Source organism: Phormidesmis priestleyi BC1401 (assembly GCF_001650195.1).
GTDB classification, from domain to species: Bacteria; Cyanobacteriota; Cyanobacteriia; order Leptolyngbyales; family Leptolyngbyaceae; genus Phormidesmis_A; species Phormidesmis_A priestleyi_B.
This window is the reverse complement of sequence record NZ_LXYR01000008.1, coordinates 1-15,392: the sequence shown is the minus strand read 5'-3', so window position 1 is coordinate 15,392 and position 15,392 is coordinate 1. Positions and strand designations below refer to the sequence as shown.

Genomic DNA, 15,392 nt, shown 5'->3' with positions numbered 1-15,392 from the left:
AGACAACCCCAAATCGGAGTTGTCTGATCAAGTCTGGAAAGGTGAATTATAAAGAGTTACTTCTAAGGAATCTTTGGAACACTCGTTAGACTGCTTCCAAATTCTTTTCCCCAGTCCGAATCCGAACGACTTCATCCACAGGAGTAATAAAGATTTTGCCGTCTCCGATTTCTCCAGTGCGAGCCGCGACAATAATCTTGTCTACCACCATATCAACCTGGTCGTCTTCAACCACGATTTCAACCTTGAGCTTCTGCAAAAACTCAACCGTGTATTCTGAGCCACGATAGCGCTCAGTTTGCCCTTTCTGCCGTCCGAAACCCCGGACTTCAGAAACAGTCATGCCCACGATGCCAGCATTGACTAATGCAATCTTGACTTCATCAAGTTTGAACGGGCGGATGATAGCCTCAACCTTCTTCAAGCGCTTACACTCCTTGTCAATTTGTCTATATCTACCAGCATGACTCTTCTATCACCGTTACTAAGAAAGGGTTTGTAACGACGACTACCGTTTTAACCCGAAGTCATGCCTTTCGTAGTGAATCCTTGTTGAGTCTCGCACGATCGCTCCCAGCTTTTCTTGACAAACTGTTGCACAACTGCTCAATCTAGCGAATATTTTGTCAAGATTTGTAGCGTCATTCGCTCTCAGACTCGTCTATTTATTGGCAGATGGCAATAGAGGACGCACAATCAAAAAGCCTGTGCCAAAGGCTGTCACCACAATCATGACGATAATCATGCCCAACCACCAGCCGCTTAGCTCAGTCGGGCGTTTGTCAGACTGAATTTTTCGACGAGGCTGACTCTCTTGCTCAAAGACCAAATCATCTGACAAAAAGGGAGACTCAGTTGACCTGACCTGATAGTGTTTGGGCGACGGAGGAGCAGAAAGACGAGATGCTGGTGCGCTAAATCCAGCTTCTAGCATTGTCTCTACATGAGGAACTTGAGGCAACTCCATATTGACGTGAGGCAGGTTACTCACTACTTGACGGAGATGCAGAGTCGTCAAGGCAGCTTTCTCGACTTCTTGACGCAGATAGTTATTTTGCTTGGCTAACTGCTGGTTTTGGGCTTTAAGCGCCTCTATGGTCGTCTTTGAAGCCTGAAGCTCGGCAGTCACTTCGCGATAGAGAGAAATCGGCACAGACGGCGAATAAGCACTTGCGGGCGACGCAGATTGCCCGGATGTTTTTGCAGGTCGCGCAGAGGGTTGAGGGTTCACGTTAGAAGTCATAAATTTGGCATCACACAGTCAGACAGTCAGCAGGGTTTGAAAACTATGCCACAGAATAGCTGTAATTTAGGCAGTTGAAGCAAAAATAGTCAAGAAATTTGGTGAAAATCGCTCGTGTAAAGACAGATTTCTCTCGATCGTCCAAAAGTTCAAACACTGGGGGCACGATCGCATCTCCCCTCGCTGCAAATTGGGTGTTGCTGAACGGCTCAATAGACCTCTTGCAAAAGTCCCTGCTCTCACCTTAAATCCCTCTCCCAATGGCAGGGCTGATTTGTTGACCAGAGAAAAAGGCATGATGCCCGATTCCTTCGTTCAATTGGGGCGAACCTGGTCTCCCAACTCAACGGAACAATGGGGTTTGAAGGTTATTCTTTTTCCAATAAATCAGCCCTGGGTCTCCAGGGGGGGTCAGAATTTGCCAGGGAGTTTTCCGTTGCCCGGCATCAATCCGCAATGCCTCCCGTTTAGTCAGAAATTGATTCAGATTATCTGTTGCAATCTTTAGCTCTTGTTGAATGTCTGTGTATTGACGAGACACAACGGATAACTGCTTCACTCGCTGGCTGAGCTGACTGTCTGCCTGACCCAAAATGCGATCGCGGTCTTCCAGTCCCCGAATATTGCTGGCAACTTCTTCCTGCACTCGTCGCCCTTCTCGCTGTAGCAGCGGTATGAGGTTTTGCTGCTGCTCTTTAAGAACTTGAACGTTAACAGTATCATCCTTAAAAAGCGATGACTCTTTAGCAAGGTCACCCTCTACCGCCAAGATCTGATTCAGTAAAGCCTGATAGCGGGTATTGCTACTCAACGCTGTGGATGCCGGATCGTCCGATCGGCTCAACAATTTCTGCAAGTTATTGTAAAGTGCACGCGCTTCATTTAGTTTGATTTGTGTGTCAAGGCGTTGTTGACCCACCGTATTGGTCCAGTCTGCCAGTTGTTTCCCGGTTGTGTCTGGATCGATCAGGTCATACCGCTGACGAAAGCTTTGCAGTCGATCCTGAGCCGCGTTAACCCGCTTCTGTAATTGAGGCACTTGGACATCCACAAACTCAATCCCCTGCCGCACATCCGCTAACCGCTCTTCTAGACTGTATTTGAGATAGGAGTCTGCTACAAGCTTCAAGATCGCTTTCACTTTCTCAGGGTTGGTATCCTGAAGGGTCACAGCTAGAATTTCACTGCTGGGAACCGGGGTTATGGAAAGACTGGCAGCTAGCTCATAGTCAGTAATGGTCGGATACTTAGCCTTCAATTGGTCAGCGATCGGTGAAAGTAATTTAGGACTTTTCAGCAGTTTTAGTTTAGTAGCATCTATGGTCTTTTCCGGTTGCTGCTGTCCTTCCTTATTACTAAGGGTTTGAGGCACAGAAGATATAACCTGATTTTCCACAGTGACTGGCCGCGTCAAAATTTCAAACCCGGCTTGATAAATAGGCTTACTGGTCAACGCCTTGAGCATCGCAACAGAGGTTACAACAATGGTTACTCCAACAATGACAGGTAACCGTCGCTTCAATACACCAAAAACCTGACCGAGATTTAAACCACCTTCATCACCTTCGTTGGAGTGATCCGGTCTGATTGACGATGGCCACTGAAATCGCTTATCGGTGCGGTTTTCTGGTGACAATGCCTGAGGATTTTGATGGTTCTCCATGTTGATATCAGTTCGCTAAGCGACTGGTGCGAGGAAACACGTTAAGCCTTACCTGATTTGCCGTTTGATTCGTAAACCTGTTTGTTCGTTGATGATAATCTAAATACAATTTTTCCTTTTTAAAAATCTAGTAAGCGCCTACTTGCCAACAATGATTCTGTAGATGCTAAATAACGATAGAAAGTTAGTGATAGGATTCAGAGCGGAGTTTAAGCCATCTGAAAAAGTGGTTAATCCAGAGCGATTCACGATAATGATGTCATCGTTGTAAAGCGCCGGATTGGTTTTATCGTTGAGCTGGTTGTCAAAACTGATGGCAATATTGCGCTTTGTAATGGTGCCATTCGGATTTAGCCGAATCAGATCGACTGACTTGGTCCGCGCCCGCGTTGTAAATCCTCCTGCTGCCAAGACAGCCTGGTTGAGCGGGGTATTTGGTGGAATCTTAACTGCTCCAGGCTGCTTCACTTCGCCCACGATGTTTACCCGAATGCTGTCTGGAGAAAAACTGGCGGCAGCAACCTGGATCGAATCTTCGGAAGAAATGGTGGTTGCCGTTGGGATAACGATAGTGTCCCTGTCCTGTAGAAACAGATCCTGACTAATGTCTCCTTCCTTTAACAGCTTTAAGAGGTCGATCACGATGGCTTGCTCGCTGCCATTTTTAGTCAAACGTCGAACCTGAATTTGACGAATATCTGCTTGAGGCTTGATTCCACCCGCAATCTGAATTGCGCTAGTAATCGTGGGAGGTGTCTCAACTCCTCCAGAACCACTTGCCTGCCCAGTTTCTCCAGCAGCACCTGTGCGGGCGGAAGCAGTGACGGTGTGAGGACCGGGACGGTAGACTTCACCGATGACAGCAACGTTTAATGCCTGACTTTTGTCTGCACTAAAGCTGGTTGAGGCCAGTTGAATAGACTCAGCCAAGTTCGTTTGACTGAGAGTGGGAACAAAGATCGCATCTCCAGCCCGCAGGGTAACGTCTTGGCGAAAATCACCCGTTTGTAGAAAATCCCAGAGGTTAACCTTAATCACCTGCTCGCCGAAGCGCCGAGGGCGACGAACCTCTACCCGACGCAGGTCTGCCATTTGAGTAATACCGCCTGCCTGTCGGAGCGCTCGTGCTACGGTAGGAATCTGTCCGGTTTCTGTGAGAGTGTATGCTCCTGGGCGATTGACCTCGCCCAAAATGCTAGCTTGCACCGGGCGAGGAGTTATCACATTCACACTCACGACCGGATATTTAAGAATTCGGGAATACCCTTCGGAGATCGCATTCGCCGCTTCTTTAAGCGTCATTCCGGTGATGGGTATACTGCCTACTTGGGGAAGGTTCAAAGAGCCATCTGCCAGAACTTGAAACTCACCAGAAAGTTGGGTCAGTTTGAATACGTCAATCCGAACCCGATCGCCAGGTCCTAAAGTATATGCATCATCCGTCAAGCTGGAAGGCGTTCCCGAACGCGTTGAGCCTTCATAGGCGGCAACCCCTTGTTGAGCTAGACAGGAGACACGGGTGTAATAATTGCTAACAGCATTGGTAGGGTGAAACCCGAAATGCGTTGAATAAGGCTTGTAGGAAGACCTTTAACCAAGTTTCGCGGCATATGATTTTAGGCTTTTTAAGCAATCTCTACTTTAGAGACTAGACTACTTTTTCAGTGGTTTAGTGACTTTATCATTCAATCTTCATGGAATCTGGGCAATACCCGGAAAAATTAGACCTCTTGCGTGAATCAGGAAGAGGAGGCAGGCTCGGAGTTGAGAATGGCAGCAATCAAGTTAAACGTGATCCAAAGCGCCTGCGTCGATCGCGGTAACACTCCGCCAAAAGGCGAAGATTGTCAAGCTGCGTTAGTCCGACGTTCGATACGCGCAAATAATCCCTCAATCCGGCATCGATAGCGTTGAATGCGATAAGTCTTCACCCCCACCGTGCGTGGCTCTAGCCTTTCAGGTTCCCACCTCTTCTGGTTGTTCTGAACCAGAATCGGCACCAGATCTTCCGCACCCGAAAGCACGAAAACATCCGACTCCTCACTACCCCAGTAGCGAAGCAAGCCTTTGTCGGTCTTGCGGGTAATCGAAGGCAGCGATAGATTCTAGCCCAGCCCAAACATCCTATTGCCTACCCCCGAATCGTAGGAAACCGATAACTGCGACCCAAACCCAGAACGACCAGGACTGATGGCGCTCAGGACTGACATCGAACCGGTGCCTGTTACTGGATTGGCAGAAAACTTCTCACCCATTCCCTTAATCGCTCCACCGCCCTTGGGCAGCGACACAGCAGGGAGAGGAGCAAAATAATTTTTATAGGGTTCAGTTCTCCCACCACTGCTTTGAGCGGATGGAGAAGTACTGGAAGTGGAAACGGTTTCTTGGCTGTTCATGGGCACTCTCGCGGGGGCTAAACGATGTGCGATCTGTCGGGCTACAAGTGAGGCTAAAGGCGATAAATCAAACTTGAGCAGTCTTTACTTTGATAGCAGAGAATTCCATGCGGCGCGATCGCCTTTTCGGTTGTTGTTATAAATTGAAATACTTTCAAAAATTAGGAGAGAGGGTTTGTTATCCTTGAGCCATGCTTTTTTCAGTCAGGAGGCTTCTCCTGTTTTGGTTATAGGATGGTCTGTCGCACCACATCGGCGAAAAACCCCCGCTCGACGATCGGATCGCGGTACGCCTCTTCCCACTTGGTGTATACCACGTCAGATCGCAGGGCACACAGTTCGGGAGCATGTCAGTTTTGCAGACGGAATGATTCAGAGGGTGAGTAAGTCATTGAGATAAGCACAGCGGTGAGCCAATACTTGTGGCACACTTTCTGAATTCCACTATGCCCCAGAGATTTTAGTGCGTCGGCTGATCTGCTTAACGGCAGATTCCACTGCCCCGAACCCAAGGGAACAAATCTGCTCACTCTGGTAGTACTGATGGTTCACGATGCGGTGGCGATGTTTGCGAAGATAGGCACAGAAGTTGTCCGCCTGCTTGTGGGAACAGTCCTGAAACAACTCCAGCGTGGCATCGACCTGTCCTTTTCAAAGCAAAGCACTCGCCTTCTGCAAGCGCCCGGTTGAATCGCCCACCTTCTGGAGATTCTCCATCAGGTGATACCAATCGAGGATTTCTCGTCGTTGCCCTTCGGGTGCCATCGGTCTGATCAGATTCCATCGTGCCCATCGCCCAAACAGGGCAGGGGCACTGGATGAGTCCGTCTTTTCGCTTTCCTTTCAGCAAGCGTGAAACGACCTGTCCTTAAAGTTAGAGCGGTCAACCCGCCGATAAGGCGGTCGTTCACCCGCCACGTTCATTGTCATCTAACCCCTAAACGATGCCCATGAGCCAGACCACCGATGAGCGAATACACTGGACGACCTCCGACATTGAGCGATTGCCCGAAAGCAGCAATCGCTATGAAATCATTGATGGAGAACTATTTGCGACCAGAGCGCCTCACTGGAAGCACCAGAAAACCTGTGGAAATGTTGGGTCTATCGGAATCACTATGCAGATGTTCGCCATGGACGTTTCACACCGATCAAGAAGGCTCAAAGCCTTAAAATACGATGCTGATAATGTAATTCCTGATGTCGTTTGGATTAGTAAAACTCGGCTAGCCGTTGCATTAGACGAAGCCGGACATTTGCCAGAATTGGCGATCGAGGTTTTGTCTCCAGGGCTAGCAAATGAGCAACGCGATCGAGAAGCCAAACTCAAGCTCTATGGTTCCAGAGGGGTACAAGAATGTTGGATTCTCAATTGGCAATTGCAGCAAGTAGAACTGTATCGCCGCCAGCAGGCAATGCTTAAGCTAGTGGCAACGCTATTGAATGATGACCTGTTAACCTCGCCACTGCTCCCTAATTTCACCTGCCCGATATCTCGCTTCTTCCTTTAAGCAATGCTGCCGCGCTTGCGGGTTTCTTTGTAAGAGGTGCCCACATTTCTCAGCCCCGCGCGGATCATTTGTTGCTCTAACAATGCGAAGAAACGAGACCGATCGCCGCCTCGCACGACTGCCTGATTATGTGCCTCTGCCAATGCGACCGGATAGCCATAGCCTTTTTGCACTTGTGCCAGCGTCAAACTCAACGCGGAGTCTAAAAGGTCTGCATCCTGTGCGACCCAAGCGGGAACCTCGACACGAGCAATCTCACTGCCGACATTCATATAGCAAAAATGAATCGTGTGATCGCCATACAAATCCAAAATCTTGGCAGAACTGCGCCAAAGTGGGCTACGCTGTCCTGGTTGTAAAAGCTTTGCCCAAAGTGCCGTATCTTTGAGTGGGTCAAGCACTTGGCAAGGCGGACGTTCTGTTTTTCCGGCGCAGTGAGTACCGCAATCAGGAGCCAAAAAAGGACAGGTTTGCAGTCGTAAAAAGTTGAGTGCCTCTCCGCTTCGAGATGCGCTGATATAACCGACTAAAGGGACGCGGAGCGATCGCAACTGATCCCACGCTTTGAGAATGGGCGTGAGAATCATATCTCTCGCTTCGTGGGGCATCGGCTCTAAAAACCAATGAATCAGAGAGCCATCGACCATCGCAACCGACGGATGAGTGATGAATGAGAGCTGAGTTGAAAGGTTTCCCCGTTCGCGCAGGTGCGATCGTCTACCTTCGTCATTGAGCGCACAGGCAAGCTCTGCCAACATCGTCGCTTCAGATGCGGTACGGCGATAGCCCATCCATTCCTCGGTGCGGATGCCCCATTGACGAGAGACATAGAGATCTTCGGGGCGATAAAACACTTCAGGGAGGCTGTCTAAAAGCGGCAATTTGCTTTGCCCATAGTGCAAGACAATTCGCCCGACGTTGATCAGATAACAGTAGGCGATTTCGTGGTGACTGGGGGCAATTTGAGAACCATCGGTCGCGATCGCCGTGTGTGCCATCGGAGCCGCGCTAATGTCGAGGTAGGTGTCAAGTGGCTCGATCGGCGTGGCAGCAGTAAAGATCATCCGATCTCGCCAGGTTTCTTGAAGCTCGACTAATTCGTCTTGATGCGATCGAGCTTGCTCAATCAAAAACTGGGCGCGTTCTAATCGCTGCCGAGTTGCTACGGCTTCAACGCTGAGATGTTGGCTGATGCCCTGCATTTGCTGCGCGAGTTTCGTCAGATCAAGCATAGGTTTGGGTAGTGTCTCATCAACAGCATACCTGCTTCGATTCGGTGGTCAAACTTTCAGCAATCAATATTCTATGAAAATGCTGGGATCAGTGGTTAGCAGTTTTCAATAAAACCACGATCGCCTGAATATTCAAGATTAGCCCGTTCAATAAATAATTTATAAGATTTAGCATTGTAGTTTTTTATGAGCGGAATCTTGCTATGTTTCCAACACGATAGCCTCACTCATCATTGAGATATTGACTTGTTGATAAACCGAGCGTTCTATTTCTAAAGAGATAGCCAGAGTATTTCTGTAGACGGAAATCTGATCAATGGTATTTTTTGATGCGGAACTGCCTGCTTTAGGCGTGTGTCTGGTCTTATAGACAAAGCAGCTTTCTCGATCAAAAACTCCTATGAAAACCACTCATTTTCTAATTGTCAGCGTTTTGATGCTTGGCTGGATGTCAGGCTGTAGCTCGATTCAGAACTCAGAACTCAAGAACAGTCCTACCCCGTCTAATCTGCAAACCGACGCAGTTTCGACTCCCGCAATAAAAGCTTCACCTCAAGACAGCAGTTCTCAATCAGAGGATGCCGTTGCAGTCATTCAGGGTTATTACAACGCCATTAATCGCCGAGACTATGAGCAAGCCTATCGCACTTGGCAAGACAACGGGTCAGCCAGTCGTCAAACCCTTGAAGCGTTCAAAAATGGCTTTGCAGACACGGCATCGACTCAAGTCAAGATTGGCGAACCGAGTGACATAGAAGGTGCGGCGGGTTCGCAATATGTTACCGTTCCGGTGACTTTGACGGCAACCACTCAAAGCCGAGCCGTGCAGACCTTTAAGGGAACTTACGTTTTGCGCCGATCGCTTGTAGACGGAGCGTCAGCAAACAATCGATTGTGGCACATCTATTCTGCAAAACTGGCTCAAACTGAGTAGAACACTGATGTTTGTTCGTCGCCCTACCCTTGTGACAGAGTGCCGCTAAGGTGTCAACGTTTGACTATTTTTCAACGCCCCAGTTTGCGGAATCTTGGGTGAATTGTTCTAACGACAGACGATGAATCCGATCGTCCTCTGAGGCGAGTTGTCTATCTGCGATCGTGTTGTATCCCCAATCGGCTAAAAACAACGTCACATTCTCCAATCCTGCCTGTTTTTTAACTGTCTCCAGTGTCTTGAGCCGATCCTCAATAAACCAAATCGAAGTCGTTCCATACTCCAGAGTTAGTTCTTTGAGAATTTGATATTTCGGACGTTTGACTTCTTTGCCATAGACCTGTCGATCGGATAACACAATCCCCTGCTGTTGCAATAGTTGTTTAATAAAGCGTCCTTCTTTTGTGCTGATAATGACGCATTGAGTTGAAGCCAACTCCTCACGCAATCGGTCTACCACACCCGGATAAAAGCGATGCTCGGCTAACCAACTCTCTAAATCTGTGGCAATCCACTGGTCGCGAATTTCATCAACGATCGCGCTTACATTCGCCGCACTTAACTCATCATCTGTGATGAATTGAGCCGCGATCGCTGCCCAGTTCTGCAAAATCTCGTCTTCTGGAGTGCCCAAGACAAGGGAGCGAATCAAAATCGGCATCTCCCAACCCGACTCGACCACGGGACGCAATCGATAAAATTGAGGCGCTAACTCTTCACTGGGAGTCTCATCATCAGGCTTCCAAATCTGACAATAGGCTCGCCATGCCGTTTGAAAATATTCTCTCAGTCCGTCACAAACAACGCCATCAAAATCTAGTGCTAGAACAATCGGAGAATTTGCCGACATGGTGCCTTCAGGAATTGCTGCCATCACACTATCGCACGACAAGCTATGGACGCTACGGGATGTGGACGATCGCTCGTGTCAATTCTTAAATTCTTAATGAGAAGAGTTTGCAAATAGAAAAGTTTGTTGTAATCTTAAGTGATAAGCGTTGTTGAATATTATTTTCAATAAACAAAGACTAATCATTTGCAACATTGGAGCTTGATAATGGCAAAGTCTCAGGCGAACCAAGTAACCGCGTTCAGCTTAGAGGGGCGCTTTCTGGGATACCAACTTGAAGATGGTTATAAAATCAAGCGTTTGCAGCTTGCGACCGCCGACGGCGAATGCTCTATTAAGCTCACAAAAGAATCACGGACTAGCTTGGGTCGCGTCTTGGTTCCGGGCGATTGGGTGCACGTGTCTGGCAGAAAGAAGTTCGATCGAGACACTCAAACCTTTAAACTCAAAGCTGACTTCATCGAACCCATTGTTCCGATCTCTACGGTCAGTATTGCCAAGCCTGTGGTCAAAAAATCGCAAGAAACGATTCTCGTCTGCCAAAAATCGGGCTGCATGAAGCGAGGCGGTCGAGCGATTTGTCAGGCATTAGAGACGGCACTCAGCGATCGAGGGCTTGATGATCACGTCACCATCAAAGGTACAGGATGCATGAAAAACTGTAGCAAAGGTCCCAATGTGGTGATGCCTGGAAAAGCTCGTTATTGCAAGATTGATGCAAAAGAAATTCCTGGTTTAGTCGATCAGCATTTTCCAGCGATCGAGCCTGTTAAACCACTCGAAGAAAGCCGCAAACTAACTCCTGTAGGGTAGACAGGTTGATTCTGTGGGATTTTCACTTATACTATGAGCGATCGGGCGAATCCACTGCTTCTTACCCCTGCCGATACAATGGGGAAAGTGAGTTCTATGGGCAAGATGGATTTACCAGAGTTAGATAGCGAAACCCTCGATCGCATTCTTGAAATGGCGTGGGAAGATCGAACGACCTTTGACGCGATCGAGCTTCAGTTTGGCTTGACCGAACCGCAAACGATCGCCCTGATGCGGCGCGAGATGAAACCCTCTAGCTTTCAGATGTGGCGAGAGCGAGTCACGGGACGAGACACCAAACACCTCAAAAAACGAGAATTTATCTCAGGACGGTTTCGATCGCAGAATCAAAAAGGCTAAGTTGAGGCGTGAGCAAATTTATTGGGAATTAGTGCCCTGTGGCTGAGAGAAAAGCGTCATCAGACGAAATCCGTTAGAGTTAAACTGGTTGTTGCCCAAATCAAGACTTTAGTAGGGCGGTGAATGCAGACCAGGAGACGACGTTTAGGTGGATGTTCAGAAGCTCCAGCGGGGCGAGTGCGATGGACGCTGCGGTTATTCGCCGAGCGGATGGTGAAATTAGGACACGTCAAGCAGATTTCCCACAAAACGATTCGCAAAACGCTGAAAAAATCCAATTCAAGCCTTGAATGTTTGGATCGTCGGATTCCTGATCAACATTTGAAGCAAGAAGTCGCGGCTTGGCAACAGTCAAGAAATGCTCGGAACCACACGGTCGGGTTTCAAGAAACCTCGATCGACGAAATTGTGGTAAGTCTCGAAAGCAGTTCAGAAGGTCAAACTACTCTAACAGTCAGCAATAGCGGCAGCAATCTCCCGGCTGATTTTGACCTCAGCCGCCTAGATTCTTTAGGTTTACAGCTTGTCCAATCGTTAGTTCACCAAATCGAAGGAACCTTAGAGGCTGAACGCAGCGATCGCACGACGTTCCGCCTCACCTTTGACAACCCGATCAGCGAACTGGGTTCATGACGATGTGATCAAGCCATTCTCCAACGCAAACCGGACTAGCTCCGTTCGGCTGTTGGTTCCAGTTTTGCTAAACAGACGGCTGACATATTTCTCGACATTGCGGACACTGGTTTCTAAGCGACGAGCGATCTCTTTGTTCATCAAGCCGTCTACCACCAAATCTAAAACGCTTTGCTCTCTAGGAGTAAAATCAAGCTTGACCGAAGGGGTCGATTGAGCGATCGCGCCTCTCTGCATCAAAATCGCGCGAATCTCGGCAATCTGACGTGCCATATCTGCGACATCAGGCGCGTCACCACTGCCACCCGACGCTTTGAGCGATTCTCGCTGCTTGAGGAGACGAGTCACGATCGCCACTAGCTCGTCGGGGTCAAAGGGTTTGGGTAAATAGGCATCACAGCCCGCTGCATAGCCCTGAATGCGATCGCCCGTCATGCCTTTAGCCGTCAGAAATACGACGGGCAGCGATTGAAATCTGGGGTCTTCGCGGAGTTGTTTGAGAAACTGGTAGCCATCGACTTGGGGCATCATCACATCGGTAATCACCAAGTCGGGTAGTTTCTGCTGAACCAGTTCCCAACCTTCTTTGGCGTTGCTAGCCGTGTTGACTACAAAACCACTGTCCTCGAGATAGGCTTGCACTGCCTCGCGCAGTCCAGGTTCATCATCGACTAATACTAGTTGCCCTGGCATCGATTGCGCCCCCCTTGTGGTGTTTTTATCATTCTAATGACTGTTGGCGATCGGCTCACGGTTTTGCACCAACCATTCTGTGATCCCATCGGCTAAGGCGAGGGCTAATTTTTGCTGCGCCTGCGGGTTTGTGATCCACTCAAACTCGATCGGATTAATCATAAACCCCAGTTCTAGCAAGACAGAAGGGGCAACAGTGGGACGGGTTAACGCTAAATTATTCCAGAAAACGCCGTAGGAAGGTCGATCGAGGGTTTTGACTAAATAATCATGCAGAAAGGCGGCTAAATCCTGCGCCTGCGGCTGATACCAAAACGCAGCAACGCCTTTGGTGTTGAAGGCATCGCCATCGTCCGGCAGTGCATTGTAATGGAGACTGATGGCGATCGTTGGCTCCATTGTTTGAATCATCGCGGCTCGATCGTTGGGCAACAAATCTACATCGGCTTCACGAGTCATCAAGACCGTTGCGCCTCGATCGAGGAGATGAGATCGCACCAATTTTGAGGTGATCAACGCGACCTCTTTTTCGGGATAGCCCGTCGGACCTCGTGACCCAAAATCTTCGGGTCCGCCGTGCCCTGGGTCGAGCAGAATCCGCACACCTGCAAGGGATTTTGCCTGTCGTTTGGGGACACTCTTCGGCGGATTTCGGAGAGACAACACGAGCGTTGTGCCATCATATCGGAGCTTGTAGCCCCACTGCTGAGACGATTTGAGCAAGAATCGATAGTCAATTCTTCCCGGCTCAACTTGCTGCCAGTTTAGAAAGCTGATCAACGGATTGCTGCTGAGACGAATCGTATCGGTTTGGGCGGTCGTATTGTAGAGCGTCAAAACAAACGTGTCTCTACTTTGCTGAACTGTAACGGGAATGGGCACCTGAAGCGGGAAGAGAATCTCTGTCCAATCGGCTTTTTGACGAGAGGTGACTCCGCGAATTAGCGATCGTACAGGCACCGAACTCGCGACAATTTTAGTCTCGCCGCTTTTAATCCATCCGCCATAGTCGAGCCGCAGCCACTCGCCTTCCCGCCCAGTCACGCTGGCGCGAGTCCCTTTTGGGAGAGGAGTCAAGCGCGAATAATCGGTGCTGGCTCCCGTTCGAGCAACGCCTTGATCTGCCGTCACTTCGGCAACTTCTAGCTGGGCAGGAGCCAGGATTTTGACCTTTCCAGGAGCAGCTTGAGCAAAACTGGCTCCTTTCACATTCAGGAGATATTCAGGCTGACCTAATTCTCCAGCCGCGTCAGCCTTGACGCATCCTGCATACTGTCCTGCTCCATTGATAGGAGTGGGTTGAGTCAATCCCGTTAACACTCCAGAATTTTCGGGCAAGGTGACGATCGCCGTTTGACGCTGCAATGGAATAATCTGATCCGCCAGTTTGACCGACACCATCGCGTTTGCCGGGGCGATCGCTCCAAAACACACCAGCTCTCCTGGCAATCGGGCGATCTCGGCGATCGGCATTAAAGAATTCTGACCAAACGCCAATCCTTCTGGAGCAACAGGCTCCGTCGATTTGCGCGTCACCTTGATCTTGACTTCCTGATCTCGATAGCGCAACGAAAATAGATTCTCACCCAACTGCAATGGAAAACTAGGGGCAAAATGTCCGCCGGGGCTGCGGGCGATCGCGTGACCATTCACTGAGACAGAACCCGCGATCGGAGCCGAGCCAATCAAAAAAATTCGCGCTGCCGTCGTTTGGTGATCCGCAGGGGGATAAACCACCCCCAACGACTGACTCGCCCAAGTTGGGAGCGCCACCAACAGCACCATCAAAAATGCCTGCCCTAGAAATCTTTGCATAGAGAGTGATGGTGAGCGATCGTAAAGAGTGACCGTATCTTAGTGCAAAGACAGACCTTAAATGGAATTGTTGCAGAGCGCTAAAGGTTGGCTCGTCAACTATCACACCTACCTCAATTCACAATACGTAAATACAACCAATTCTCTATCTGCCTCTCGTCCGTTTATAGAAGTTCTTCTGATAAATAAAAATGATTTCTTAGCTAGTTTAAATCTATCGCTAGCACTGCATTCATGTAGCTATGTTCACAATTTCAACTGCAAAGTTGTGATTCCTCAAATTCTAAGCCTGTTAACTCTTTGAATACTGCTGATTATGATGAAAAAACTCTTTTCTGTTTGCATAGTGGCAATGGTTACTGCTGCCAGTCTGCTGGTGTTTGCCCATCCTGCCAAAGCAGATGGAGAAGTCGAATGCGCTCACAACGGGGTTGACACTGCGGTCTGTGTCGATGAAGACGGGAATACAGCCATCTCTACGGTTGATGATGAAGGCAATCAAGTCACGGTTGACAGTGACGGAAACTATGAAGTCGAGTTTGCTGACTAGACCTGAGCCGCAACGCTGAAGTTTCTTACCATTCAGCAGTCAGACCATCTTTTCTCGATCGTCAAGCTAGCCATTCTATTACTGGTACCGAACATGAACTTGATTAAACTATTGCCTAGTGCAGTGTTAGCCGCAACGCTGACTTGCGTCCCGATGATTCCTGCATTCGCTCAGTCTCCTTCTTTGATGGCTCAAGCTAAACCTGCCTTAGATTTGAATCTCACGGCTCCCCAAAAAGCACAGCTTAAAAAGATTCAAGACATGACCCGTGCGGAGATTCAAAAACTATTGACTCCAGAGCAGCAGTCTCAGCTAGAAGCGGCTAGAGGTCAAAAGCTTTCCTTCCACAAAGCGCTAGCTTCTCTAAAGCTAACCCCTGAGCAGAAAGTAAGCGTGGCTGCGGTCAAAAAAGAGGGACGCACAAAAGAAGATGCCGTTTTGACCGACGAACAGCGTCAAAAGCTACATGCGGCTACTACAAAGTCTGGCAGTTAGGAAACTGATGACTCGGTAGAGACCCCTTCTCTGATGCAAACAAGCAGGGTGGTTTCAAGGTCTAGAGAGAAAAATGAGGATGGACTGGAATCATCATAAAAGTAGCCGTCCATGTCCCTCATAGACCAATTAAAAACGATTCCCGATCCGCGAAGCAAGCGCGGTCAAAGCCATCCCCTCTGGTTGGTTCTGTTTCTAGCCTTG

Annotated in this window: 15 protein-coding genes and 2 pseudogenes; 7 read left to right on the top strand and 10 right to left on the bottom strand. The window is 48.9% G+C overall.

Annotated features, from left to right (window positions below; genetic code table 11):
- Nucleotides 1-85: 85 nt before the first annotated feature.
- The 6 genes and pseudogenes from A8707_RS06370 to A8707_RS29545 all read right to left on the bottom strand — a co-directional run.
- The gene (locus A8707_RS06370; protein WP_068815970.1) at nucleotides 86-424 is read right to left on the bottom strand and encodes a P-II family nitrogen regulator; all 339 of its coding nucleotides are present in this window, start codon (nucleotides 422-424) and stop codon (nucleotides 86-88) included.
- Between the two features lie 237 nt (nucleotides 425-661).
- Nucleotides 662-1,243: a hypothetical protein gene (locus tag A8707_RS06365; protein WP_068815969.1), complete on the bottom strand. Its 582-nt coding sequence runs from the start codon at nucleotides 1,241-1,243 to the stop codon at nucleotides 662-664.
- Between the two features lie 343 nt (nucleotides 1,244-1,586).
- Nucleotides 1,587-2,906: a GumC family protein gene (locus tag A8707_RS06360; protein WP_068815968.1), complete on the bottom strand. Its 1,320-nt coding sequence runs from the start codon at nucleotides 2,904-2,906 to the stop codon at nucleotides 1,587-1,589.
- A gap of 138 nt (nucleotides 2,907-3,044) precedes the next feature.
- Entirely contained in the window at nucleotides 3,045-4,352 is a 1,308-nt protein-coding gene (locus tag A8707_RS06355) for an SLBB domain-containing protein (protein ID WP_068815967.1), read from the bottom strand.
- Nucleotides 4,353-4,753: 401 nt separating this feature from the next.
- Nucleotides 4,754-5,161 (bottom strand): annotated as a pseudogene (locus A8707_RS29550) (SpvB/TcaC N-terminal domain-containing protein).
- Nucleotides 5,162-5,674: 513 nt separating this feature from the next.
- Nucleotides 5,675-6,111, bottom strand: a pseudogene (locus A8707_RS29545) (ISKra4 family transposase); the annotation flags it as partial.
- A gap of 141 nt (nucleotides 6,112-6,252) precedes the next feature.
- Here A8707_RS29545 and A8707_RS06350 point away from each other — a divergent pair.
- The gene (locus A8707_RS06350; protein WP_068815966.1) at nucleotides 6,253-6,813 is read left to right on the top strand and encodes a Uma2 family endonuclease; all 561 of its coding nucleotides are present in this window, start codon (nucleotides 6,253-6,255) and stop codon (nucleotides 6,811-6,813) included.
- On the opposite strand, the gene A8707_RS06345 is transcribed toward A8707_RS06350, so the two are convergent.
- A complete protein-coding gene (locus A8707_RS06345) occupies nucleotides 6,810-8,045 on the bottom strand; it encodes a DNA double-strand break repair nuclease NurA (protein ID WP_068815965.1) in 1,236 nt (411 codons plus the stop codon). The genes A8707_RS06350 and A8707_RS06345 overlap by 4 nt on opposite strands.
- Before the next feature lie 400 nt (nucleotides 8,046-8,445).
- Here A8707_RS06345 and A8707_RS06340 point away from each other — a divergent pair, with 400 nt between their 5' ends.
- Nucleotides 8,446-8,979, top strand: coding sequence for a hypothetical protein (locus A8707_RS06340; protein ID WP_068815964.1), 534 nt, complete (start codon nucleotides 8,446-8,448; stop codon nucleotides 8,977-8,979).
- A gap of 64 nt (nucleotides 8,980-9,043) precedes the next feature.
- Here the strand turns inward: A8707_RS06340 and A8707_RS06335 are convergent, their stop codons facing one another.
- Nucleotides 9,044-9,853, bottom strand: coding sequence for an HAD family hydrolase (locus A8707_RS06335; RefSeq protein WP_231947959.1), 810 nt, complete (start codon nucleotides 9,851-9,853; stop codon nucleotides 9,044-9,046).
- A gap of 183 nt (nucleotides 9,854-10,036) precedes the next feature.
- On the opposite strand from A8707_RS06335, the gene A8707_RS06330 reads away from it, so the two are divergent.
- The 3 genes from A8707_RS06330 to A8707_RS30575 all read left to right on the top strand — a co-directional run bounded on the left by A8707_RS06330 (nucleotide 10,037) and on the right by A8707_RS30575 (nucleotide 11,635).
- Entirely contained in the window at nucleotides 10,037-10,642 is a 606-nt protein-coding gene (locus A8707_RS06330) for a (2Fe-2S) ferredoxin domain-containing protein (RefSeq protein ID WP_068815963.1), read from the top strand.
- A gap of 33 nt (nucleotides 10,643-10,675) precedes the next feature.
- Nucleotides 10,676-11,002 (top strand): TIGR03643 family protein, encoded by a 327-nt coding sequence (locus A8707_RS06325; protein ID WP_231947958.1) that lies wholly within the window; start codon nucleotides 10,676-10,678, stop codon nucleotides 11,000-11,002.
- A 123-nt stretch (nucleotides 11,003-11,125) separates the two neighbouring features.
- Nucleotides 11,126-11,635 (top strand): hypothetical protein, encoded by a 510-nt coding sequence (locus tag A8707_RS30575; protein ID WP_156518387.1) that lies wholly within the window; start codon nucleotides 11,126-11,128, stop codon nucleotides 11,633-11,635.
- Here the strand turns inward: A8707_RS30575 and A8707_RS06315 are convergent.
- Nucleotides 11,630-12,328 (bottom strand): response regulator transcription factor, encoded by a 699-nt coding sequence (locus tag A8707_RS06315; protein WP_068815961.1) that lies wholly within the window; start codon nucleotides 12,326-12,328, stop codon nucleotides 11,630-11,632. The genes A8707_RS30575 and A8707_RS06315 overlap by 6 nt on opposite strands.
- Before the next feature lie 33 nt (nucleotides 12,329-12,361).
- Nucleotides 12,362-14,143, bottom strand: a complete 1,782-nt coding sequence (locus tag A8707_RS06310; RefSeq protein WP_068815960.1) for an N-acetylmuramoyl-L-alanine amidase — start codon at nucleotides 14,141-14,143, stop codon at nucleotides 12,362-12,364.
- Between the two features lie 346 nt (nucleotides 14,144-14,489).
- Between A8707_RS06310 and A8707_RS06305 the strand changes: the two genes are divergently transcribed.
- A complete protein-coding gene (locus A8707_RS06305) occupies nucleotides 14,490-14,693 on the top strand; it encodes a hypothetical protein (RefSeq protein WP_156518385.1) in 204 nt (67 codons plus the stop codon).
- Nucleotides 14,694-14,786: 93 nt separating this feature from the next.
- A complete protein-coding gene (locus A8707_RS06300; RefSeq protein WP_068815958.1) occupies nucleotides 14,787-15,188 on the top strand; it encodes a hypothetical protein in 402 nt (133 codons plus the stop codon).
- The last annotated feature ends 204 nt before the right edge of the window (nucleotides 15,189-15,392 follow it).